A 20,205-nucleotide genomic window follows, 5' to 3' on the forward strand; every position below is an offset into this window, starting at 1 on the left:
GCGTTTCTGCAGCTCAGTTGCCCTATGAGTTCACCGGGCTAGCACGGAGTGGTTTTCTTGATTGTGACTTCCATGGCACTAAGCAGAACACCAAAACGCTGTGCGTTCTCGGGAATGTGGCCAACCATAAAAAACTCAGAAAAATAGCCTCGTGCAATCTGCGGCCTGTTCTTGACGAGCTGTCTTTTTGTTTCCCCGAGGGTCAATGTGGCGCCCTCACTTCTTGACTTGCGAAAGATGCGCATAGCCGCTGCTTTCAGCTCTTTTGGATGCGCTGCGTTCGTCAAATACTCCAGCATCAATTCCTCGAACCAGCCTTCCGCAGAAACAAACACCATTTGCCCACGTTCAAGCTTGTTTTTGTTCATTGTGGTCAAGGCCAGGTCCAAGTCCTGCGAGTGGATGATTTCGCGATAAAAGCTCCTGAACCTGTTCAATAGATCGCTCGGTGAGAGGTCTTTCGAGGGACCAAGTAACGCGTAACAGGGCGCTCCTCTGCGCAATGAAACTCCTGAGATACAGCTCACGCCAAAGCACGCAGAGACAGATAGAAGCAGGTTGAATCCGCTGGCTCGGTTTAACGGAATCAGCGCATCGCATATCTCCCGCCAGTGGATTTTTCCTCCCCGGAAGTGAAGCCCGAAATCGTCTTCTCCGTGAGCCTCTATGTGGACGATCGGGCGCAGACCTTCCTGAGCAGCCCGCGTCGCTAGATTTGCAATGACAGCTCGGAATTCATGAGGCGTCGCAACGTCAGTATGCGACACGGTAATTGGCGTCTGTAAATCTTCAAGCTGGCCGCTGAGGTAGCCTGCCAGTTCTCTACCAGTTTGAAATTCTCGGGACGGCAGGGATTCGATGATGGCAATGTGATTGACCCTAAAAGCGCGCGTTGAAGCCTTGTCAGTGTCCATTCTCGGAATGTAGATTGACTTTGTGAGAGCGCATCGATGGGGCTACATCGCCCAAATCCTGGGCGCCTCCCCCTCCAACCCCCACAACACCTCCCGCCAAGCCACCCGCACGGCCTTGAGCAGCTTCATCGCAGGCTCCACCTGCGGCGCCAGCACGCGTACCACCACCATGCGGTCGTTGGGGCTGGTGGCGCCTGCGGTGGCTTTGACCTGGGGGTGTTGATCCACCACTGCACGGGCCGCGTCCAGCGCAGCGTCGCGGCGCGTGCGGTCGAGGGAAGTGCCTGCGGCAAAGAACATGCTGGCCATGCAGCGGTGGCCCGCCAAGCCCAAGGGGCTGCTCAGCAGCCGGTCATCGGCGGCGTCGATCACGCCGCGCTCCAGCCACAGGCCGGGCACTTCCAGGTGCTGGGTGAAGCGGCCTTGTTCAAACGGCTGGCCCGCGTGCGGCAGGCCCAGCGCCGTCACGTCCCACGCGATGCATTCGGCGCCGGGGGCGAGGTTCAGCGTGAGGTGGTTTTCAGCGTGGCAGGCGCTGTAGCACAGGGCCTCCAGCGGCAGCCATTCCAGGCGTGCGCCTTCGGCCAGGGTGAGGTGGCTGCGCTGCAGCGCCAGCGGGCCGGTGGAGCGGTAAAAGCGCGTGGCGCCGGGCGTGGTGACCAGGCCGTGGGCGCCGGGGCCCACGGTGGTGGTGATGTCCAGCGTGTCGCCGCCCACCAGACCGCCGGGCGGGTGCACCAGCACGTTGTGGCAGATGGCGTCGCCCTCGGGGTACAGGCTTTGCAGGATGCGCAGCGGGCCGTTGTGCTCGTAGCGGGCCACCGTGCGGGCGTTATGTTCTGCCGTGTAGTCGAGCTGCAGGCGGGCGTGCCAAGGCATGGTGCGGATGGTCTGCTATTAAATGAGTAGCTGATTATGCCCTGTGGATGCGCGGGAGGGGGCTTTTTTACTGCATGTTTGCGCTGGGCCTGATGCGGTGGGGGGGGCGGCTCCCTCGCCCCTTGTGGGAGAGGGCGGGGGGAGAGGGGGTTGTGCGCTACGTGGGGACCTGCCCCCTCTCCCCGGCCCTCTCCCGCGAGGGGCGAGGGGGGAATACCGGAGGCGCGTGGCGTGGGCTGTGAATAGTCAGGCGGTCTGTCGTGCGGGCGCTGCTATGGGGGCCGACTGCCCGGCCGAGTACCAGCTGCGCAACTTGCCGGGGTTGAGCAGGCCCTGCGGGTCAAAGCGGCGCTTCATGCCCACCACGGCGGGGTCCAGGTTGTTCTGCTTGCCGTCTTCCACGATGTACACGTGCGGGTTGTTGATCTGCACGCCGTGGTCGCGGTAGATCTGCATGATCTGGTTCAGGCGCTCTTCGGTGGTGTAGCGGATGATCTGCAGGCCGCTGCAGTTGAAGGCGCCTTCCTTGGTGCGCAAGAATTCCAGGTGCATCATCACCTCGCCTTTCAGCGCGGCCTCCAGCGCCTTCACCTGCTTGAGGCGGTGCATGGGATTGAAGCCGCTCTGGATGTAGGTCAGGCCCTTGTCCACCTTGAGGGCATGCAGGGTGGTGTGGTTCCAGGTGTATTCGAGAAGCGTCTTGTGGCTGCTGGCCACTTCATCGGCGGTCTTGCGGTAGGTGACCTGGCCGCCGTGCTGCGCCACCATGTCGCGCATGCCCGCTTCGGAGTGTGGGGCCACCAGCAGCAGCACCGCGTGCTGGTCGGCGGGCAGGTGCTCGGCCAGGCTGGTGAAGTACTGCGGGATGGGGGCAGCTACAAAACACACCTCTTTTTTCTCCAGTCCGGGGGCGCTGCCAAAGCGGTCGGCAAAGTCCAGCGCAGCGTCAAACTGCTCGAAGGTGGCGATGCATTCGGTCCACTCCACGGCAGGGGTCAGGGCCACTTCCAGCTCCAGCACGATGCCGTTGGTGCCGTAGGTGTGGTGCAGCAGCATGGCCTCGGGGCCACGCAGTTCGATGACCTGGGGCTCGGGCTCCACCGTCATCGCGCGCACTGCCAGCACGTTGCCGGGCGCGGCCAGCGGGCCGTGGTTGATGGAGCCCGCACCGCCAAAGCCGCCACCAAACAGCCCGCCCAGCGTGGCGCTGCGGTAGGTGCTGGGCAGCCAGCGCAGCTCTTGCCCATGGGGCTTGGCCTGCGCATCAAAGTCTGCCAGCCGGATGCCCGACTGCGCGCGGCCCACTCCGCCGCGCACCCAGCCAAATGCGTTGTAGCCCGACAGGTCCAGGATCACGCCGCCGTGCAGCGGCGTGCTTTGCCCGTAGTTGCCAGTGCCGCTGCCGCGCACGGTGAGGGGAATGCCCGCGCTGGCGCAGGCGGCCACCACCTGGCGGATTTCTGCTTCGGTGCGCGGGCGCACGGCGATGTCGCCGCGCTTGCCCGCCAGGTCGCGCTTGAGCACGGGGCTGAACCAGGCAAAGTCCTGTGAGAGGCGGCCCACGCGCAGCGGGTCGGCGATCCAGTCGAGGCCGGGCAGCAGGTCGGGCAGTTGATGGGCGGTGGTGGTCATGTCGGTATCTCCTTGGCCGCTGGTGGCCGTTTTGGGCAAAAGAAAGCCCTTGCCGCGCGCCAGTGGCTGCGCGCGGTGTGTTGGCGATGGGGTTGAAAGGGCTAGTCGTGCGACGTTTCGCTGGCGTGCCAACCGCCCAGGGCGACGCGTGTGAGCCAGGCCATCAGCACGAACAAGGCGACGCCAGTGAGCGAGATCAGCAGCAGCGCAGCAAACATGCGCGGGATGTTGAGCTGAAAGCCTGCCTGCAGGATCTGGTACGCCAGCCCCGCACCCTGGCCCCCGGTGCCCGCCACAAACTCCGCCACCACAGCGCCGATGAGCGCCAGGCCGCTGGAGATGCGCAGCCCGCCAAAGAAGTAGGGCAGTGCGCTGGGGATGCGCAGGCGCAGCAGGGTCTGCAGCCGCGTGGCGCGGTTGAGCTGGAAGTAGCTTTGCAGGTCGGGCTCCACACTGCGCAAACCCAGCGTGGTGTTGCTGATGATGGGGAACAGGGCGACCAGTGCGGCGCAGATCACCATGGATGCCGTCGGATCCTTCACCCAGATGATGATGAGCGGTGCTACGGCCACGATGGGGGTGACCTGCAGCAGCACGGCGTAGGGGAACAGCGCCGTCTCGATGCGTTTGCTCTGCACAAACAGGAACGAGATCAGCACGCCCGCCACCGTGGCCACCACAAAGGCTAGCACCGTGATCTTGACGGTGACCCACAGCGAGCCGCCGAGGGCCGCCCAGTCGGTGAACAGCGTCTTCATCATCAGGATGGGCGAGGGCACCAGGTAGGGCGGCAGCTCCATGGCTGTGACCAACCCCTGCCACAGTGCGATCAGCACCAGGCCGACCAGCACGGGGTAGACCACGCGCTGCACGCGGGGCTGGGCCATGAGCGGCGGGCGTTTGGGTGTGGTCTTGGTGGCAGGTTTTGCAGCGACTGGTGCAGGCGCCGAGCGCGGGGCGGCTGCGGGGTGGCCGGTGACCACGGGCGACGCCATGGGTGCGGAAGGGAAGGGGGTGCTCATGCCACGGTCTCCTCGGTGTCCACGCTGGCGCGCAGCAGGCTGTCCTGCAGCAGCTTGGCGTAGCGGCTGAATTCGGGCGACACCATGAAGTCGGCCGTGCGGGGGTAGGGCGCGTCGATGCGGAACTCTTCGACCACGCGGCCAGGTCGCGCGGCCATCATGACCACGCGGCTGGAGAGGAACACCGCCTCGTGGATCGAGTGCGTCACAAAGATCACGGTGAGCTTCTTCTTGCGCCACAAGTCGAGCAGGTCGGCGTCGAGCTTGTGGCGCGTGATTTCGTCCAGCGCGCCAAAGGGCTCGTCCATCAGCAGCAGGTCGGGCTGGGTGACCAGGCCGCGCGCAATCGATACGCGCATCTGCATGCCACCGGACAACGCACGGGGCAGGGCGTTGGCAAACTTGGACAAGCCCACCAGCGCCAGCGCTTCGGTCACACGCGCGTCGGCCTCGGCACGCGGCACGCCCGCCAGATCCAGCGGCAGGCGCACGTTGGTCTGCACACTGGCCCAGGGCATGAGCGTGGGTGACTGAAAGACAAACGCCATCTTCTTGCCGCTTTCGTCCAGCTGCGCCACGGGCTTCCGCCACAGGTGCAGGCGGCCGTCGGTGGGCTCCAGCAGGCCCGCCACCATTTTCAGCAGCGTGCTCTTGCCGCAGCCCGATGGGCCGAGCAGGGTGACGAATTCGCCTTCCTCAATGGTCAGGTCCACCGGCAACAGGGCCTGCGTGCCATTGGGGTAGGTTTTTTCAGCGGAGAGCACCTCCACTGCGGGCGTGGAATGGGGCAGCGGTGCCTGGGCGTGTGCCAGCGGCGGAGATTCAGCGGGGGATGTCATGGTCGCCTTTCGATGGATGCGGCCGGGCGTGCGAGGGAGCGCACCGGCCGCTGTTTCAGGGCTGTCAGGGCTCAGGGCAGAACCTTGAGGTCTTTGACGAAGGCGGTGGTGTAGGTCTCGGTCAGCTTGACCTTGGCGGGGTCGATGAGCTTGGCGTCCACCAGGAAGTCGTAGCTGGCCTTGGCGCGCGCGTCGGTCATGATGCCGATACCCATGGTGGCTGCGTCGCCACCGGTCGCCATGCCCATCTCCTTGAGCTTGGCCACGCTGTAGGCGAGCTGCTCGTCGGTCATGTTGGGGTTGTCTTTCTTGATGAGCGCGTTGGCGGGGGCCGGGTCGGCCAGGTAGCTCTTCCAGCCTTCCATCGACGCCTTCACGAACGAGGCCACGGCGGCGCTGCGGTCCTTCACCGTCTTTTCCATGCACGAGATGGTGGTGGCGTACGCGGGGTAGCCCTGGTCGCTGAACATCAGCGTGTTGGCCTTGACGCCCGCTTTGGCAATCGCAAACGGCTCAGAGGTCAGGTAGCCCTGCTGGGCGCTGTTCTTGTCAGCCACAAAGGGCTGGATGTTGAAGGTGTAGGGGCGGGTCTGCGAATCGGTGAAGCCGTACTTGGCCTTGAGCCAGGGCCAGTAGCCGCGCTGGGCCGACGAGGCGATCAGGATGGTCTTGCCCTTGAGGTCTTCGAACTTCTTCACGTCCTCGTGGGCGATGAGCACCTGCGGGTCCTTCTGGAACACAGCGGCCACATTGACCACCGGCACGCCGCCTTCACGCATCTGGATCATCTGCAGGTCGCTCGATCCCATCACGCATTCGGCCTGGCCAGCGGCCATCATCTGCACGATGTTGACCTGCGGTCCGCCCATCTTGATGGTCACATCCAGCCCGTACTTTTTGTACAGGCCCGTGGCCACCGCCTGGTAGAAGCCGCCATGCTCTGCCTGCGCGTACCAGTTGGTCATGTAGGTGAACTTTTCCTGCGCGTGGGCCGTGCTCGACATGGTGCCGACGGCACCAACAGCGAGCAGCGCGGCTGCACCAAGTTTGGAAAGGCGGGAGGCGGTCTTCATCATGGTGGTACTCCGGTAGGGGGTGGAGGTGGAACGAAGGGACAACGAAGGGAAAGGCGAAAAGGATTGGTGATTGCGTTCGCAGGTTTCAGGCCAGCGCAGACGGGTGCTCGATGTGCCCGGTGTGATGGGCACGGCCCCAGGTGGGCTCAGCGCGGGGCGCCCACTGCAGCTTGTGCAGCTCGGTGATGGCTGCGGCCCAGCTCGCGGCCAGCGAGTCGAGGATGGCGTGGCCCTGCTCGGCCGTGGCAGGCAGCGGGTCGCCAATGATTCCGCTGGGGCCGAAGTCGCGCGCACTCCAGGCGCAGGCCGGGCGGCCGTCGGGCGAGAGCAGGGGCGAATCAAATACGGGCGGGTAGTTGACCACCGCGCGCTCCATGTGCACGGTGTCGGGGGCCAGGGCCAGCATCAGTGCGGTTTCACCGTGGCCCGCGTGCATGGCCAGGCGTTTCTCCTTGTCGGAGAGGAACTTGCCCGCCACATGCGGCACACGCCAGGTGAAGCTGGGCACCACGATGAAGTCGCCATGGCGCAGGCGCAGCTCGCGTGCGCACATCTCCATCACCTGCGGCTGGCCGCCGTGGCCGTTGACGAACAGCAGCTTGCGAAAGCCCGCGCGGTACACCGACTCGCCCACCTCGTTCATGGTGGCCAGCAGGGTCTCGCCGCTCAGCGTGACGGTACCCGGGAAGTGCAGGTGCTCTTCGGACTTGCCGTAGGTGATGGGGGCCATCGCAAACGCGGGCACATCAGCCGGCAGGCGCGCCAGCGCATGGCCCACCACGCCGGCGCTGATGACGGTGTCCACCGCACACGGCAGGTGCGGGCCGTGCTGCTCCGTCGCGCCGGTGGGCAGCACGATGACGGTGTTTTCCTTGTCTGGCAGGTCGGCGATCTCGGTCCAGCTCAGGTAGGGCAGGTAACGGTGGGGCGGGTTGTAGCCGTGCAGCATGAAAGGCTTTCGTGAAGGTGTTGGGGGTGGATCAGCGCTGTGGCAGATAGGCCGTGGCTTCGACCTCGATCAGAATGTCGGGCGTGGGCAACATGCCGCTCACTTCCACGACGGTGGATGCGGGGGGCTCGCCGGGGAAGAACAGCTTGCGCACGCGGCTGTACTGCGGGAAGTGGTCCAGGTTCTTGAAGTACTGCACCAGCTTGAATACATCGGACATCTGGCCGCCTGCGGCCTCGATGGTCAGGCGGATGCGGTCGAGCACGTACCAGCTCTGCGCGAGGATGGGGCCTTCCTTGATGTCGCTGCTGAACTCGCCCGTTCGGCCAATCAGCGTGGCGGCTTCATGCGGGATGTCGTCGTAGCCACGCACGATGCGGCTGGCGGCAGGGTCCACGGCGATGATCCCGCTCAGGTATATGAAGTCGCCTGCGCGGCGCCACGCGGCGTAGCGGGCCAGGGGCTGGGCGATGCCCGGCGCGGGCGTGGCTGCAGATGCGGGGCTCATGCAAGGCTCCTTGCGGATTCAGTGGTGGGCACATGCCAGGCGGCTGGTGCATGGCCGCTGGCGACGCGGCCCTGGCGCAGTACCACGCGGCCCTGCGCGCCTTGCGTGCGGGACGGAAAGCCCCAGTGGTCGGCCTGGGTGAAGACCAGCAGGTCGGCCACCGTGCCAGGCTGCAGGGGCAGCGCGGTGGTGCCAGTGCGGCCTGTGCGCAGCCAGTCGGCGCGGCACAGCGATTCGCTCCATTGGTCAAACGGTGCATCCAGCTGCGCAGCCAGCACCCCTGTGGCAAGGGCCTCCAGCGGGTCGAAGCTGCCCACAGGGCAGAACGGGTCTTGCACGTTGTCGCTGGCCACCAGCACCGGGATGCCGCGTGCACGGGCCTCCTTCACCAGCGTCAGGCCACGCTGGCGCGGTGTGCGGCCGGTGGTGGCGTCCTGCAGCAGCAGGTTGGTGATGGGCAGCGTGACCAGGGTGATGGGGCTTTGCGCCACCGCGTCGAGCGTGGCGAGGGCGGTGGCCTCGTCCTGTGCGGCCAGCGCGCAGGTGTGGCCGCAGACCACATGGCCTTCAAAGCGCAGCTCCTTGAGCAGTGCGGCGGTGGTCGCCAAACCGCTAGCGCCGGGGTGCAGTTCTTCGTCCACATGCAGGTCCACGTTCAGTCCGTGGTGTTGTGCGGCTTCGAACAGGTGGCGCAGCGCCTGCGGGTCCCAGTTGGTGGAATGCACAAAGCCGCCCAGCAAGGCGCCGGCGCCGCTCGCAGCCACGGTGGCGGCTAGCTGCATGGCGGCGCTGCGGTCCGTGTATAGGTGCAAGGGGATCAGGCTTACGCGCTCCAGCATGATGCGGTCTGCCCAGTCATGTGCCAGTGCGCGCAGCACGTTCCCGGCCAGTGGCTGAGCATCAGGCTCCCACCAGTCGCAGTGGGTGCGCAGGTGCACGGTGCCCGCGTCGTAGGCCCATTGCAGCGCGCGGCTGGCGCGGGCGTGGATGTCGGCTTCGGTCCAGCCCTGGCGGTCCACCATCATGGCCTCGATGGCACCCAGCAGGCCGGGTTTGACCACGCCCATGCGCGGCAGGGTGAAGGCCTTGTCCAGGTGGGTGTGCGCATCGACCAGGCCGGGCAGCAGCAGCGCGCCCGCCACGTCCCACACCGCGCCATGTGGTGCAGGGGATGTGCCGTGGGGCAGCACTTGCACGATGCGGCCCTGGGCCAGTTGCAGGTCGGCCAGCGCGGGCTGGTGGCCCTGCTGCGGCCAGGCGGCGGGCAGCAGCCAGCGCGGCAGCCGGGCGCGCAGGATGTGGTCGGGGGTGTTGGATGCGTGCATGCCGTGGCCCTTGGAAATTGGTCTTATGCAAAGCGCGCCATCGCCTGGCCCACGCGGGCCTTGAAGGCCGCCAGCCGGGGTGGTGTGGCCACGTTCATGTGGTAGTAGGCGTGGTAGTCCACCCGCGCCTTGCCACCGGTGAGCAGGCGCATGTAGCGGGTGATGGACTTGCGTGGCGGGTCGCCCATGAACAGGGCCGTCCAGCGGGGGCGGCCGTAGGTGACCACGGCGGAGATGCGCTTGATGTGCGTGAGCGACGGTTTGACGTTGTGCGGGTCGCTGATGTCAAAGGCCACGCCGGGCATGAGCACGCGGTCGAAAAATCCCTTGAGCATCGCCGGCATGCCAAAGCACCAGGTGGGAAAGCAGAACACCACCGCCTCGGCCCAGCGCAGGCGGTCCACATAGCCCTGCACGGGCAACTGGTTGCTGGGCACCTCGTGGTAGCCCAGGCGCTCCTCGCGGGTCATCACGGGGTTGAAGCCCTCGGCGTACAGGTCGCAGTCGTCCACCTCATGGCCCGCGCCGCGCAGCTGCTGCACCACCTCGGTGTGCAGGGCGGCGTTGTAGCTGGTCTCTACCGGGTGGCAATAGATCACGAGGATGCGCATGGCGGGGCTTCCGGGTTGTTGAAGTTCAGAGGTCGAGCGTGAGCGTGGGCCCGTGGCTGCGTGCGCAGCACACGGCGACGTGGGTGGCTTGCTCTGCCGCGCTCAGGCAGCTGTCGCGGTGGTCGGGCTCGCCGTCCAGCCAGCGGGTCACGCAGGTACCGCACACGCCCTGCTCGCACAGGGTTTCCAGCGGCACGCCAGCGAGCTGCAGCACGTCGGCCATGCTCTCGCCGGGGCCAACCGGCAAGCGCATCTGGCTGCGCTGCAGGATCAGCTCGAACGTGTGTTCTGTGCGGGCGGCGCTGGCGGTGTCAGGGGCTTGCTGCATTGTTTGACCATGTGATTTGATCGATTGGTCAAACTATTGCAAAGGCTGTGCCAGCCACAAAAACCCGTCAAACGTCTTTGTGGTGGATCAACGCGGCCTCATCGCGGCAGATTTGCGCCGCGTGCTGGTGCGCATCACGCCCCGCAGGCCCTCTGGCGCGTAGACCATGCCCAGAAATGGGCATTGGGCTTTAGTCTGGTGCGAGGCCGCAGCCCAGCAGCACAAAGCTGGTGAGTTCGCGCACGATGGGCTCGCGGTCGATGGGTTCATCGGGCGCCAGGCCCAGCATGATGTGCACCTGCACGCCGTAGTCGGCGTAGTGCTGCGTCATGCCCCAGATCTGCATGAGCAGTAGCGTGGGGTTGACGGCGCGCATGCGGCCTTCGTCAATCCAGCGGTTGATGAGGTCCACCTTCTGCTGGGTGGACTTGACGGCCACCGGCCAGTATTTGCCCAGGTTGCGCCCACCGCCCAGCACCTCGGTGGTGAAGATGCGCGACAGGCCCGGGTTGTCCAGCGCGTAGTCGAGCTTCTTGCGCACGTAGTTGCTCAGCACCGTCTTGGGGTCGTTGCTGTTGGCATCAAAGATGAAAGCACCCGACCAGCCGTTGAGCACCGAATACAGCAGTTCTTCATACAGCTCTTCCTTGCTGCTGATGTAGTAGTGAAGCTGGGGTTTGGTCAGGCCCGCGCGCTCCGCGATCGCCTTGGTGGATGCGCCCTTGAAGCCGTGCCGGCTGAATTCCGCAATGGCGGCATCGCGGATGGCACCCAGGATGCGCTCACGGCCTTGTTTGGCGCGGCTCAGCAGTGCGCCAGAGGCAGCTTCGGCTTCGGATTCGGTCATGGCTTTGGTGCGAGGCATGGGGGACGTGGGATGGCAGAGTGCGCGCTGCACATTCTGCCCGCGCAGCAACGGGTCAGAGTTTCCAGAACCCGATATGGGGTGCGCTGGCTTCTTCGACCAGCGCCGGACCGATGCATTCGATAGCGTGGGGCGAGGCGGCAAACACGTCGCGGCATGACAGCTCGGCGTCGCGCTGCTCGGCCCGCTCGCCCCGGAACATACGCAGGCGCTCGGCATCAATGCCGAACACCACGCGCCCTATGCCCGACCAGAAGATGGCGCCCGCACACATCACGCAGGGCTCGGCCGATGAATACAGCGTGGCCTTGGCCAGGGCATCGCGACCCACTCGCGGGCTCAGTTGGCGCACGGCATTGGTCTCGGCGTGGCCGGTGCAGTCGCCCGTTTCAGTGGCATTGCAATAGGCCTCGGCCAGCAACTCCCCATCGGCGCTCACCACGACCGCGCCGAAGGGCCGGTTGCCGCGTGCCCGTGCCGTGCACGACCAGGCGATGGCCTTGCGCAGGTAGGTGCCATCGGTGTCGTCGAGGTCGGCTGGCTCGTCGAACGGGTGGTGTGGCACGGCGGCCAGCAGGGCATGCATGGGGTGTCTCCGTCAGGGTGATTGGTTGCTGTCGCCACCGCTATGCATTTGGCATGCCATGAACAATGTGTGACATGTATGCATGCCTTTCGGCATGCACGCATCCTCATGTTTTCCATGCGCCCTGGTGTGAGGTGGACGACTCCTCAATCAATGCCGGGCCCACGCACTGGATGGGATGGGGCGAGCTGTTGAATACATCGCGGCAGGACAGCTCGGCGTCGCGCTGGTCCAGCCGCTCGCCACGAAACACACGCAGGCGCATCGCGTCGATGCCGTAGACCACGCGTCCGATGTTGGCCCAGTAGATAGCGCCCGCGCACATCACGCAGGGCTCAGCCGAGGAGTACAGCGTGGCGCCGGACAAGACCTCGCGACAGTGCGCGGGGCTCGCCAGACGCACGGCCGATGTCTCAGCGTGTGCGGTGCAGTCGCCGTTCTCACCGGTCGAGTTCCAGGCCTCGGCCAATACGCGGCCATCGGCCCCCACAATCAGCGCGCCAAAGGGCCGGTTGCCCCGTGCGCGGGCCTTGTCGGCCAGGGAAATGGCATGGCGCAGGTACTTGCCGTCGTGCTCGTCCAGCATCGCTTCCTGCGGCAGCAGTTCCTGGTGTGCGGTGAGGTTGTTCATGCCACCACCTTGCGGTCGGCCAGGGCGGGCAGGAAGGTGGGGTTGAATACCCGCTCCGGCGCAGGCTTGCGCGCCAGGTTGAACACGGTGTTCACCTCCTCGATCTGGTGTGCCAGCACGGCAGGCTGCACGCCCCCCAGCCCCACGGCCTGCGATTCAGCCGTCTGCAGGTACTGGCGCGTGATGGCCCAGCGCTCGCGCTCCACATCCATGTTCAGGATGGCCTCGCGGGCCTTGATGGCGGCAAATGCGGCCTCGGGGTTGGCCAGGGTCTCGCGCAATGCGCGGTTGCTTGCGCGCAGGAAGGCCTTGGCCGCCTCGGGCTTCTCTTGCAGCAGTCTGCCGGCCAGGATGGCATTGCCATACAGGTGCAGGCCGGCCTTGCGGTATTCGAGCACCGACAGGTCTTTGGATGGAACGCGTGCAAACAGCGACACGGCCGAGTCGTGGAAGTAGGTGGCGGCATCGACATCACCGCGCACCACCACGTTGTCGCGCGCGCTGAAATCGGTGGTGACCCAGCTGAACAGCTCGGGCGACGTCTTGAGCGCGCGGGCCACCATGGGCCAGCTGCGGCGGGTGGATTCCACTGCCGCAGCGGCCACCTTCTTGTCCTTGAGCGATGCAAAGTCGGTGGTGATGCCTCGGTCCTTGCGGCCGATGATGACAAACGGCGCGCGGTTGTAGTACTGGTAGATGGCCTGCACCGGCGTTTCGGCGTTCTGTGCGTGGAACTCAGCGAGCGAGCTGATGTCGCCCAGACCGATGTCATAGGCGCCGCTGGCCACGCGCGTGATGGAGGCGACCGAGCCTGCGCCCACGTCGATGCTCACGTCCAGGCCTTCCTCCTTGTAGTAGCCCTTGGCCTGCGCCAGGAAGAAGGGCGAGGTCTGGCTGGTCACGCGGAAGTCGAGCGTGAACTTGAGTGGGGTGAGCGCGTTTTGCGCATGCACGGCGGGTGCGCCCAACGTGGCAGCGATCGACGAGGCGAGGGTGGTGGAGAGAAAGCGACGGCGTTGCATCAGCATGGTGGAGGCCCAGGTTCGGTGGAAGGCACCGGGCCCGCAGGCGTGCGCCGCCGCAGGACCGGGTTGAACTGAGCAATTTCCGGGCGCCACCATCCATTGGGTGGCAGCGCTGAACGCTTCTACTCGGCAGCGGCCGATGCAGGATGCGTGCCCGGTGTAGCGAAAGTGCGGCAACGTGCGGCCTGACGGCATCTGTTTGCGAAGGTTTTGCCTTGGCGCAAGCCTGTGGCGCGCCTTGTGTGCATGGATGGATGCATCCATGCATCGGCGGCTGGTGCCATGCGGTGGTGCACTGACGCCGCGCTGCCCTGGTGCGGTTTTGCCCCGGTTTGGTGAAAGGTGCGCGTTCGCGGCGCACGCCCTGTGTGCTTCCCCTGGCCCGCCGTTTGCTTGCTACTACGCCAAGAGTAGAAGCGTTCAGCCCAGCCCCTTTTGCGTTGCGCAAAGCAGCTGGCGGGTCATTGCTCTTGAAGCCGGTGGCGGTCTGTGTGCGGCGCGTGTGCCTTTCTTTGGAGGGCCTGCGCAGCCAGCGGGCCGCTGCCATTGTTCCCTTCAAGACCACATGGCGCCGTGCCGCTGCTTCGCTATTCCTTGCGGCCTGCCGTGTGCCTTGTTTGCCATTGATCCAACGAGGACACAGACACCATGCAAAGCATCGCTACCCCCGCCACTTCCCCGGCGACCCCCGTCTATGAACCCACCGTCGCCCCCGATGTGCTGGGCGAGCTGGAGAAAGAATCGCGCATGGGCGGCGCGATGGACGGCGAGACCTCCACGCGAGAAGTGCGCTGTATCGACGTCTCCAACTTCGAAGCGCGCAAGCACGAGATCGCCGAGCAGTTGTGGAGCGCCTCCGTCGATATCGGCTTCTTCCAGGTGACGAACCACGGTATTCCCGTCGAAGACATCCGCGCCGCCTTTGCGCGCGCCGAGGCCTTTTTCGACCAACCCAAAGACACCAAGGCCCAGTGGCCCCTGTCGCGCAACGCGGGCTGGGAGCACAAGGCGCAGATCCGCCCCTCCACCCGCACGCAAGACCAGAAGGAGTCCTACCAGGTCACCCGCCCGCGCATGGCGGGCCTGTGGCCTACCGAGGCCGAGCTGCCGGGTTTTCAGGCCGCCACGCTGGCTTTTGAGCGCCAGTGCTGGGAGGTGGGCATGCGCCTGCTGTCGTGTTTTGCGTACAAGCTGGGCTTTGATGCGGACTTCTTCACCCGCGCCCACAACCCTGAGCTGCCCAGCTACCAGAGCACGCTGCGCATGCTGCACTACTTTGCGGTGGACCCTGCACTCAAGGACGAGCTGGGCCTGTGGCGCGCCGGTGCCCACACCGACTTCGACTGTCTGACCCTGCTGTTCCAGCGCCCCGGCCAGGGCGGCCTGCAGGTGCTGCCTGGCAAGGAGGCGGAAGGCCGACAATGGACCAGCGTGGAACCCGCCGAGGGCGTGATCACCTGCAACATCGGCGACATGCTCATGCGCTGGAGCGACGATGTGCTGCCCAGCAACTTCCACCGCGTGCGCAACCCCTTGCCGCACGAATACCAGGGCGCACGCTACAGCCTGGCGTTCTTCTGCCAGGCCAATGAAGACGCGGTCATCGAAGGCCCAGCGAAGAAGTACCCGCCCATCACCGGCGCCGAGTACCTGCGCCAGCGCATCAGCGCCAATTTTTCCAATAAATATTGAAAAAAATAGGCTCTGGCGCTTATCTGGAAAGCGCTAGAAGCTATCAAATATGGAGCGTTGCTCCATGATCGGTCCTACAGCCAGGGCTGGAGCCAGCCCAGCCCGTCGCTGGTGGCGTGGTCGGCGGCGCCGCGTGCGGGGCGGTATTCGCAGCCGATCCAGCCGTCGTAGCCCAGGCTGTCCAGCAACTTGAACAGGTAGGTGTAGTTCAGCTCGCCCACATCGGGCTCGTGGCGCTCGGGCACACCAGCAATCTGGAAGTGACCGACGTTGCCCGTTGGCAGGTACTGGCGCACCTTCATGGCCAGGTCGCCTTCCACGATCTGGCAGTGGTACAGGTCCATCTGCACCTTCACGTTGGCGGCGCCAATCTCGGCGATCAGCGCGTGGGCCTGGTCCTGGCGGCTCAGGAAGAAGCCGGGCATGTCGCGGCCGTTGATGGGCTCCAGCAGGATCTGGATGCCGTGCGGCGCAGCCTGCTCGGCGGCGTAGCGCACGTTGGCGATGTAGGTGGCACGTACGGTGGCTGCGTCTGCCCCTTGGGGCACCAGCCCGGCCATCACGTGGATGCGGGGGCATTGCAGGGCCTGGGCGTATTCGATGGCTTTAGCAATGCCTTCACGGAACTCGGCCTCGCGCCCGGGCAGGCAGGCCAGCCCGCGCTCGCCCGCGTCCCAGTTGCCGGGGGGCGCGTTAAACAGCACCTGCTGCAGGCCGTTGGCTTGCAGGCGCGCGGCCAGTTCTTGCGCCGGGTAGGCGTAGGGAAAGAGGTACTCCACCGCCTTGAAGCCATCGCGCGCGGCGGCGGCAAAGCGGTCGAGAAAGTCCACGTCGTTGTAGAGCATGGACAGGTTGGCGGCAAAGCGGGGCATGGGTGTCTTTCTGTCTTGGGTGAAGGCGTGGCGTTACCACTGCGCGCCAAAGGTCTGGCGCAGTTCTTCAATCTGGGGCTCGGTCAGCGGCGTGGGGCGGGGCTGGCACAGCAGCCACAGGCGCGCGGTTTCTTCCAGCTCCTCCAGCACGGCCATCGCGGCGGCGGGCGTGTCGTGCCACACGTTGGGCCCTAGGCGCGCCAGCATCACGGCGCGCACGGGGCTGCCCTCGGCGGCATAGCGGGTAATGGTCTGCGCCACCAGCGCGGCCGCTGCGGCGTCACCGGGGCGGTGGTAGGGAATGTGCGGCACGCGGCCCACCTTCATGACGAAGTAGGGCGTGATGGGGGGCAGCAATTGCGCATCGGGCGCCAGCTGGCCAGCTGCAGCCGTGTCGGCCTGCAGCGAGCAGGCCACCAGATGCGTGCTGTGCGTGTGGATCACGCAGCGCGCGGGGGCTGCTGTCGATGCCGATGCTTCATAAATCTGCCGGTGCAGCGTTATGGTCTTGCTGGCCCGGTCGCCCGCCACCTGCTGGCCCTGGGCGTCCAGGCGCGCCAGCCCCTCGGGCTGCAGGGTGCCCAGGCAGGCATCGGTGGGGGTGATGAGGTATCCGTCGGCCAGGTGCACACTGATGTTGCCGGCGGTGGCGTGCACATAGCCCCGCTCAAACAGGCTGCGACCCACGCGGCAGATCTCGTCGCGGGCCTGGCTCTCGTCCATGAAGGCGGGGGTAGAGGTCATGCCAACAATTGTGCAAAAGCCTTGGTGAAAAAGTCGGTGCTGCCAAAGTTGCCCGACTTCAGCGTGATGTGCAGCCCGTCCTTGGCATCAGGGGCCACGGCATGGCACCACGGCACGCCGGGGTCAATCTGCGCGCCAATGCGCATCTGCGTGATGCCCAGGGCCTGCACGCAGGCACCGGATGTTTCACCACCTGCCACGATGAGCTGGCGCACACCGCGCCGCACCAGGCCACGTGCAATGGCGGCAATGGTGTCTTCCACCATGGCACCGGCTTTCTCGGAGCCCAGCTTGCCCTGAATGGCGCGCACGGCCGATGGCTCGGCGGTGGAATACACCAGCACCGGGCCCTGGCCGATGTGGCCCTCCGCCCAGGCCAGCGCTTCGGCGGCTACGTCCACGCCGGCGGCGATGCGCAGCGGGTCTATGGCGAGGGCCGGTTTGCCTGCCTTGATGAAATCCATCACCTGCTGGTTGGTCGCCACCGAGCAGCTGCCCGACACGATGGCCTGCAGGCCTTGCGCGGCGGGTAAGCGTGCGGCCTCGTTGCTGGGGGCCACGCCAAAGTTGCCCGGCAGGCCAATGGCCACGCCTGAGCCTGCAGTGACCAGTGGCATGCCCTTGAGGGCCGGGCCCAGGCGCAGCAGGTCGGCGTTGGCCACCGCATCCACCACGGCCATGCGCACGCCCTCGGCCTTGAGTTGGTCGATGCGCGCGCGGATGGCGGCCTCGCCCTGTGCGACCACGCTGTGGTCGATCAGGCCCACACGGCTGGGCGTTTGCGCCTGCAGCACGCGCACCAGGTTGGGGTCGGTCATGGGCGTGAGCGGGTGGTTCTGCATGCCGCTCTCGTTCAGCAGCACATCGCCCACAAACAGGTAGCCCTTGAACACGGTGCGCTTGTTGTCGGGGAACGCGGGCGTGGCGATGGTGAAGTCGGTGCCCAGGGCCTGCATCAGAGCATCGGTCACGGGGCCGATGTTGCCTTCGGCCGTGCTGTCAAAGGTGGAGCAGTATTTGAAGTAGATCTGCTTGGCACCCTGCGCCTGCAGCCACTTCAGTGCCTCAAGCGACTGGGCAATCGCTTCGTCTTTGGGAATGGTGCGCGACTTGAGTGCGACCACGATGGCATCTGCCTCGGTATCCAACGGTGCCGTGGGCACGCCCATGGCCTGCACCACGCGCATGCCTGCGCGCACCAGGTTGTTGGCCAGGTCGGTCGCGCCGGTGAAGTCGTCAGCAATGCAGCCCAGCAGGGCTCGTGCGCGTGTCATGCCTTTTTCTCCTTGGCTTCGGGCAGGGTGATGCCGGGGAAGATCTTGATCACGGCGCTGTCATCTTCCTTGGCAAAGCCTGCGGTGGATGCCTGCATGAACATCTGGTGCGCGGTGGCGGCCAGCGGCAGGGGGAATTTGCTGGCGCGTGCGGTGTCCAGCACCAGGCCCAGGTCCTTCACGAAAATATCGACGGCTGAAAGCGGTGTGTAGTCGCCAGCCAGCACGTGGGCCATGCGGTTTTCAAACATCCAGCTATTGCCTGCGCTGTTCGTGATCACTTCATACAAAGCACTGGCTTCCACGCCTTCGCGCAGGCCCAGGGCCATGGCTTCGGCGGCCACGGCAATGTGCACACCGGCCAGCAGCTGGTTGATGATCTTGACCTTGCTGCCCGCACCCGCCTTGTCGCCCAGGCGGTACACCTTGCCGGCCATGCCGTCGAGCACAGCGCCTGCAGCGGCATAGGCCTCTGGCTTGGCCGAGGTCATCATGGTCATCTGGCCCGATGCGGCCTTGGCGGCGCCGCCGGAGATGGGCGCGTCCACATAGTGCAGGCCCAGCGCGTTCAGGCGCGCTTCCAGCGCCACCGACCAGTTGGGGTCTACGGTGGAGCACATCACAAAGGTGCTGCCGGGGTGCATGGTGCTGGCTGCGCCGCTTTGGCCATCGTCGCCAAACAGCACGCTCTCGGTCTGCGCCGCGTTGACCACCACCGACACCACCACATCACTCACCGCCGCCAATGCAGCGGTGGTGGCGTGGGCCGTGCCGCCGTCGGCCACAAAGGCATCGGCCACGCCGGGGCGCACGTCACACACGTGGATGGTGAAACCGTTGTTGCGCAGGGTCTTGGCAATGCCAGCGCCCATGGCGCCCAGGCCGATGATGCCGACGGTGGGTTTTGTCATGTTGTCAGTCCTTCAAAGAAATTCAAATAGGGCGCTTAGGCGACCAGAACCCAGAGCAAAGCGGTCATCGCAAAACCAGCGATGCCCAGCACGGTGGTCAGCACGGTCCAGGTGCGCAGGCCATCGCCCACGCTCAGGCCCAGGTAGCGGGTCACGATCCAGAAGCCCGAATCGTTGACGTGCGACAGGCCCAGGCTGCCAAAGCCAATGGCAACCGTGAGCAGCGCCACTTGCAAGGGGGAATACCCGCCGCCCGCCATCGCATCGGCCAGCAGGCCGCAGGTGGTGATGATGGCCACGGTGGCCGAGCCCTGTGCGGCGCGCAGGGCCAGCGCAATGATGAACGCCAGCAGAATGAGCGGCAGGTGTGTGGCAGTGAGGCTTTGCGACAGCGCCGCGCCAATGCCGCTGGCGGTGAGCACCTTGGCAAACACGCCGCCTGCGCCCGTCACCAAAATCACGGTGGCGGCAGGGGGCAGGGCAGATTCCATGATGGCGTTGGTGCGCTCGCGGTTCCAGCCCTGGCTGCGTCCCAGCAGGAACATCGCCAGGCCCACGGCCACCATCAGCGCAAAGATGGGCGAGCCGATGAAGCCGAGCACGTTACGCAGGCTGTCGCCCTTGGGCAGCAGCGTGGCGCCGGTGGTGCCGGCCATGATGAGGGCCAGCGGGATCAGGATGAGCGCCATGATGGTGCCCACGCCCGGTGCGCTGCGGGCCTTGGATGCCGTGCTGCCTTCGCTGTTGCCAAAGGCCGCAAACTGCTCTGCCGTGGTGGGCAGCATGGGGTAGCCCTTGCGGTTGAGCCAGCCCGAAACCACCTGCGACAGCGCCGCCAGCGGGATGCAGATGGCCAGGCCAATGATGGTGATCCAGCCAATGTCGCCCTTGACGATGGCCGCCCCGCCCACGATGCCGGGGTGCGGTGGCACCACCACGTGCGCGGCCAGCATGATGCCCGCCACCGGCAGGCCGAACTTGATGGGATTGACGCCCGCCGCCTTGCAAAAGCCGTAGACGATGGGCACCAGGATGATGAAGCCCACATCAAAAAACACCGGGATGGCCAGCACCAGCGCGGCGGCCGTGAGTGCCATGGGCACCCGTGTGGGGCCCAGCAGCTGCGTGAAGCGGTTGGCCAGGCTGGCCGCACCGCCCGAGACCTCGATCATGCGCCCCAGCATGGAGCCCAGCGCCACCAGGATGGCGACCGAACCCAGCGTGCCGCCCATGCCCGCAATCAGCGTGCTGATGATGTCCCCAATGGGCATGCCGGTGGCAAACGCCACCAGAAAGCTCACCAGCATCATCGCCACGAAGGCGTGGACCTGCCAGCGGATGATGAGTAACAGGAGCAGGCCAATGCTGCCGGCGCCAATGCCGAGAAGTGCGAGGGTGGACATGTACGGGGTATCTCCGGGATGGAAGGGGGCAGGCCCAGGCAGCCCAAAAAAGCAGGCCCTGGGACGGCCTGGTTTTGGTGCCTGGTTGCACCTTGGTTGATATGTTTATATGGTCATCA

At 65.7% G+C, this 20,205-nt stretch carries 21 protein-coding genes; 1 reads left to right on the top strand and 20 read right to left on the bottom strand.

The genetic code is table 11. The annotated features are described in order from the left end of the window. Positions 1 to 38: 38 nt before the first annotated feature. From ACTPOI_RS22970 to ACTPOI_RS23040, 15 genes are all read right to left on the bottom strand, one after another. Positions 39 to 914 (bottom strand): hypothetical protein, encoded by an 876-nt coding sequence (locus tag ACTPOI_RS22970; protein WP_440113240.1) that lies wholly within the window; start codon positions 912 to 914, stop codon positions 39 to 41. Positions 915 to 956: 42 nt separating this feature from the next. Next, positions 957 to 1,793, bottom strand: a complete 837-nt coding sequence (locus ACTPOI_RS22975; RefSeq protein ID WP_440113243.1) for an urease accessory protein UreD — start codon at positions 1,791 to 1,793, stop codon at positions 957 to 959. Between the two features lie 246 nt (positions 1,794 to 2,039). Next, positions 2,040 to 3,425: an FAD-binding oxidoreductase gene (locus tag ACTPOI_RS22980; protein ID WP_440113246.1), complete on the bottom strand. Its 1,386-nt coding sequence runs from the start codon at positions 3,423 to 3,425 to the stop codon at positions 2,040 to 2,042. Positions 3,426 to 3,526: 101 nt separating this feature from the next. Next, positions 3,527 to 4,312, bottom strand: a complete 786-nt coding sequence (locus ACTPOI_RS22985) for an ABC transporter permease (RefSeq protein ID WP_043566071.1) — start codon at positions 4,310 to 4,312, stop codon at positions 3,527 to 3,529. Positions 4,313 to 4,443: 131 nt separating this feature from the next. Further along, a complete protein-coding gene (locus ACTPOI_RS22990) occupies positions 4,444 to 5,286 on the bottom strand; it encodes an ABC transporter ATP-binding protein (protein WP_063463089.1) in 843 nt (280 codons plus the stop codon). Between the two features lie 71 nt (positions 5,287 to 5,357). After that, a complete protein-coding gene (locus ACTPOI_RS22995) occupies positions 5,358 to 6,362 on the bottom strand; it encodes an ABC transporter substrate-binding protein (protein WP_298449972.1) in 1,005 nt (334 codons plus the stop codon). A gap of 85 nt (positions 6,363 to 6,447) precedes the next feature. Then, entirely contained in the window at positions 6,448 to 7,311 is an 864-nt protein-coding gene (locus ACTPOI_RS23000) for a creatininase family protein (protein ID WP_440113251.1), read from the bottom strand. A gap of 31 nt (positions 7,312 to 7,342) precedes the next feature. Continuing rightward, positions 7,343 to 7,819, bottom strand: a complete 477-nt coding sequence (locus ACTPOI_RS23005; RefSeq protein ID WP_440113254.1) for a RidA family protein — start codon at positions 7,817 to 7,819, stop codon at positions 7,343 to 7,345. Continuing rightward, positions 7,816 to 9,144 carry an amidohydrolase family protein gene (locus tag ACTPOI_RS23010; RefSeq protein WP_440113257.1) on the bottom strand — a complete coding sequence of 443 codons (1,329 nt, stop codon included), beginning with the start codon at positions 9,142 to 9,144 and terminating at the stop codon, positions 7,816 to 7,818. The genes ACTPOI_RS23005 and ACTPOI_RS23010 overlap by 4 nt, the downstream gene beginning before the upstream one ends. A gap of 23 nt (positions 9,145 to 9,167) precedes the next feature. Next, the gene (locus ACTPOI_RS23015) at positions 9,168 to 9,755 is read right to left on the bottom strand and encodes an NAD(P)H-dependent oxidoreductase (protein WP_252661883.1); all 588 of its coding nucleotides are present in this window, start codon (positions 9,753 to 9,755) and stop codon (positions 9,168 to 9,170) included. Between the two features lie 25 nt (positions 9,756 to 9,780). Beyond that, positions 9,781 to 10,083 (bottom strand): 2Fe-2S iron-sulfur cluster-binding protein, encoded by a 303-nt coding sequence (locus tag ACTPOI_RS23020; RefSeq protein ID WP_440113261.1) that lies wholly within the window; start codon positions 10,081 to 10,083, stop codon positions 9,781 to 9,783. Between the two features lie 190 nt (positions 10,084 to 10,273). Continuing rightward, complete coding sequence (locus tag ACTPOI_RS23025) at positions 10,274 to 10,930, bottom strand: TetR family transcriptional regulator C-terminal domain-containing protein (protein ID WP_440113444.1); 657 nt, start codon at positions 10,928 to 10,930, stop codon at positions 10,274 to 10,276. Between the two features lie 73 nt (positions 10,931 to 11,003). Next, on the bottom strand, positions 11,004 to 11,534 hold the full coding sequence (locus tag ACTPOI_RS23030) for a nucleoside deaminase (RefSeq protein ID WP_440113264.1): 531 nt from the start codon (positions 11,532 to 11,534) through the stop codon (positions 11,004 to 11,006). A 106-nt stretch (positions 11,535 to 11,640) separates the two neighbouring features. After that, the gene (locus ACTPOI_RS23035) at positions 11,641 to 12,165 is read right to left on the bottom strand and encodes a nucleoside deaminase (protein WP_440113267.1); all 525 of its coding nucleotides are present in this window, start codon (positions 12,163 to 12,165) and stop codon (positions 11,641 to 11,643) included. Continuing rightward, positions 12,162 to 13,187, bottom strand: a complete 1,026-nt coding sequence (locus tag ACTPOI_RS23040; RefSeq protein WP_440113447.1) for an ABC transporter substrate-binding protein — start codon at positions 13,185 to 13,187, stop codon at positions 12,162 to 12,164. Before ACTPOI_RS23040 ends, ACTPOI_RS23035 begins: the two co-directional genes overlap by 4 nt. A gap of 651 nt (positions 13,188 to 13,838) precedes the next feature. Between ACTPOI_RS23040 and ACTPOI_RS23045 the strand changes: the two genes are divergently transcribed. Next, a complete protein-coding gene (locus ACTPOI_RS23045) occupies positions 13,839 to 14,882 on the top strand; it encodes an isopenicillin N synthase family dioxygenase (protein ID WP_440113270.1) in 1,044 nt (347 codons plus the stop codon). Between the two features lie 74 nt (positions 14,883 to 14,956). On the opposite strand, the gene otnI is transcribed toward ACTPOI_RS23045, so the two are convergent. The 5 genes from otnI to ACTPOI_RS23070 are packed head-to-tail and all read right to left on the bottom strand — an operon-like array spanning position 14,957 to position 20,086. Further along, positions 14,957 to 15,754, bottom strand: coding sequence for a 2-oxo-tetronate isomerase (gene otnI, locus ACTPOI_RS23050; protein WP_440113273.1), 798 nt, complete (start codon positions 15,752 to 15,754; stop codon positions 14,957 to 14,959). Between the two features lie 33 nt (positions 15,755 to 15,787). Then, a complete protein-coding gene (locus tag ACTPOI_RS23055) occupies positions 15,788 to 16,477 on the bottom strand; it encodes a class II aldolase/adducin family protein (RefSeq protein ID WP_440113450.1) in 690 nt (229 codons plus the stop codon). A gap of 17 nt (positions 16,478 to 16,494) precedes the next feature. Continuing rightward, positions 16,495 to 17,772, bottom strand: coding sequence for a 3-oxo-tetronate kinase (otnK, locus tag ACTPOI_RS23060; protein ID WP_440113276.1), 1,278 nt, complete (start codon positions 17,770 to 17,772; stop codon positions 16,495 to 16,497). Next, the gene (ltnD, locus tag ACTPOI_RS23065; protein WP_440113279.1) at positions 17,769 to 18,683 is read right to left on the bottom strand and encodes an L-threonate dehydrogenase; all 915 of its coding nucleotides are present in this window, start codon (positions 18,681 to 18,683) and stop codon (positions 17,769 to 17,771) included. Before ltnD ends, otnK begins: the two co-directional genes overlap by 4 nt. A 35-nt stretch (positions 18,684 to 18,718) precedes the next feature. Continuing rightward, on the bottom strand, positions 18,719 to 20,086 hold the full coding sequence (locus tag ACTPOI_RS23070) for a GntP family transporter (RefSeq protein WP_440113282.1): 1,368 nt from the start codon (positions 20,084 to 20,086) through the stop codon (positions 18,719 to 18,721). Between the last annotated feature and the right edge of the window lie 119 nt (positions 20,087 to 20,205).

This window comes from Acidovorax sp. BL-A-41-H1, from assembly GCF_051942715.1.

Excerpts from the sequence above, each read along its gene's own strand:
- ACTPOI_RS22985 (WP_043566071.1), bottom strand. The coding sequence starts at position 4,312 with ATGGCCCAGCCCCGCGTGCAGCGCGTGGTCTACCCCGTGCTGGTCGGC.
- ACTPOI_RS23030 (WP_440113264.1), bottom strand. The coding sequence starts at position 11,534 with ATGCATGCCCTGCTGGCCGCCGTGCCACACCACCCGTTCGACGAGCCA.
- ACTPOI_RS23040 (WP_440113447.1), bottom strand. The coding sequence starts at position 13,187 with ATGCAACGCCGTCGCTTTCTCTCCACCACCCTCGCCTCGTCGATCGCT.
- otnK (WP_440113276.1), bottom strand. The coding sequence starts at position 17,772 with ATGACACGCGCACGAGCCCTGCTGGGCTGCATTGCTGACGACTTCACC.
- ACTPOI_RS23010 (WP_440113257.1), bottom strand. The coding sequence starts at position 9,144 with ATGCACGCATCCAACACCCCCGACCACATCCTGCGCGCCCGGCTGCCG.
- ACTPOI_RS23020 (WP_440113261.1), bottom strand. The coding sequence starts at position 10,083 with ATGCAGCAAGCCCCTGACACCGCCAGCGCCGCCCGCACAGAACACACG.
- ACTPOI_RS22980 (WP_440113246.1), bottom strand. The coding sequence starts at position 3,425 with ATGACCACCACCGCCCATCAACTGCCCGACCTGCTGCCCGGCCTCGAC.
- ACTPOI_RS23035 (WP_440113267.1), bottom strand. The coding sequence starts at position 12,165 with ATGAACAACCTCACCGCACACCAGGAACTGCTGCCGCAGGAAGCGATG.
- ACTPOI_RS22970 (WP_440113240.1), bottom strand. The coding sequence starts at position 914 with ATGGACACTGACAAGGCTTCAACGCGCGCTTTTAGGGTCAATCACATT.
- ltnD (WP_440113279.1), bottom strand. The coding sequence starts at position 18,683 with ATGACAAAACCCACCGTCGGCATCATCGGCCTGGGCGCCATGGGCGCT.
- ACTPOI_RS23025 (WP_440113444.1), bottom strand. The coding sequence starts at position 10,930 with ATGACCGAATCCGAAGCCGAAGCTGCCTCTGGCGCACTGCTGAGCCGC.
- ACTPOI_RS23055 (WP_440113450.1), bottom strand. The coding sequence starts at position 16,477 with ATGGACGAGAGCCAGGCCCGCGACGAGATCTGCCGCGTGGGTCGCAGC.
- ACTPOI_RS23045 (WP_440113270.1), top strand. The coding sequence starts at position 13,839 with ATGCAAAGCATCGCTACCCCCGCCACTTCCCCGGCGACCCCCGTCTAT.
- ACTPOI_RS23000 (WP_440113251.1), bottom strand. The coding sequence starts at position 7,311 with ATGCTGCACGGCTACAACCCGCCCCACCGTTACCTGCCCTACCTGAGC.
- ACTPOI_RS22990 (WP_063463089.1), bottom strand. The coding sequence starts at position 5,286 with ATGACATCCCCCGCTGAATCTCCGCCGCTGGCACACGCCCAGGCACCG.
- ACTPOI_RS22995 (WP_298449972.1), bottom strand. The coding sequence starts at position 6,362 with ATGATGAAGACCGCCTCCCGCCTTTCCAAACTTGGTGCAGCCGCGCTG.
- otnI (WP_440113273.1), bottom strand. The coding sequence starts at position 15,754 with ATGCCCCGCTTTGCCGCCAACCTGTCCATGCTCTACAACGACGTGGAC.
- ACTPOI_RS22975 (WP_440113243.1), bottom strand. The coding sequence starts at position 1,793 with ATGCCTTGGCACGCCCGCCTGCAGCTCGACTACACGGCAGAACATAAC.
- ACTPOI_RS23005 (WP_440113254.1), bottom strand. The coding sequence starts at position 7,819 with ATGAGCCCCGCATCTGCAGCCACGCCCGCGCCGGGCATCGCCCAGCCC.
- ACTPOI_RS23015 (WP_252661883.1), bottom strand. The coding sequence starts at position 9,755 with ATGCGCATCCTCGTGATCTATTGCCACCCGGTAGAGACCAGCTACAAC.
- ACTPOI_RS23070 (WP_440113282.1), bottom strand. The coding sequence starts at position 20,086 with ATGTCCACCCTCGCACTTCTCGGCATTGGCGCCGGCAGCATTGGCCTG.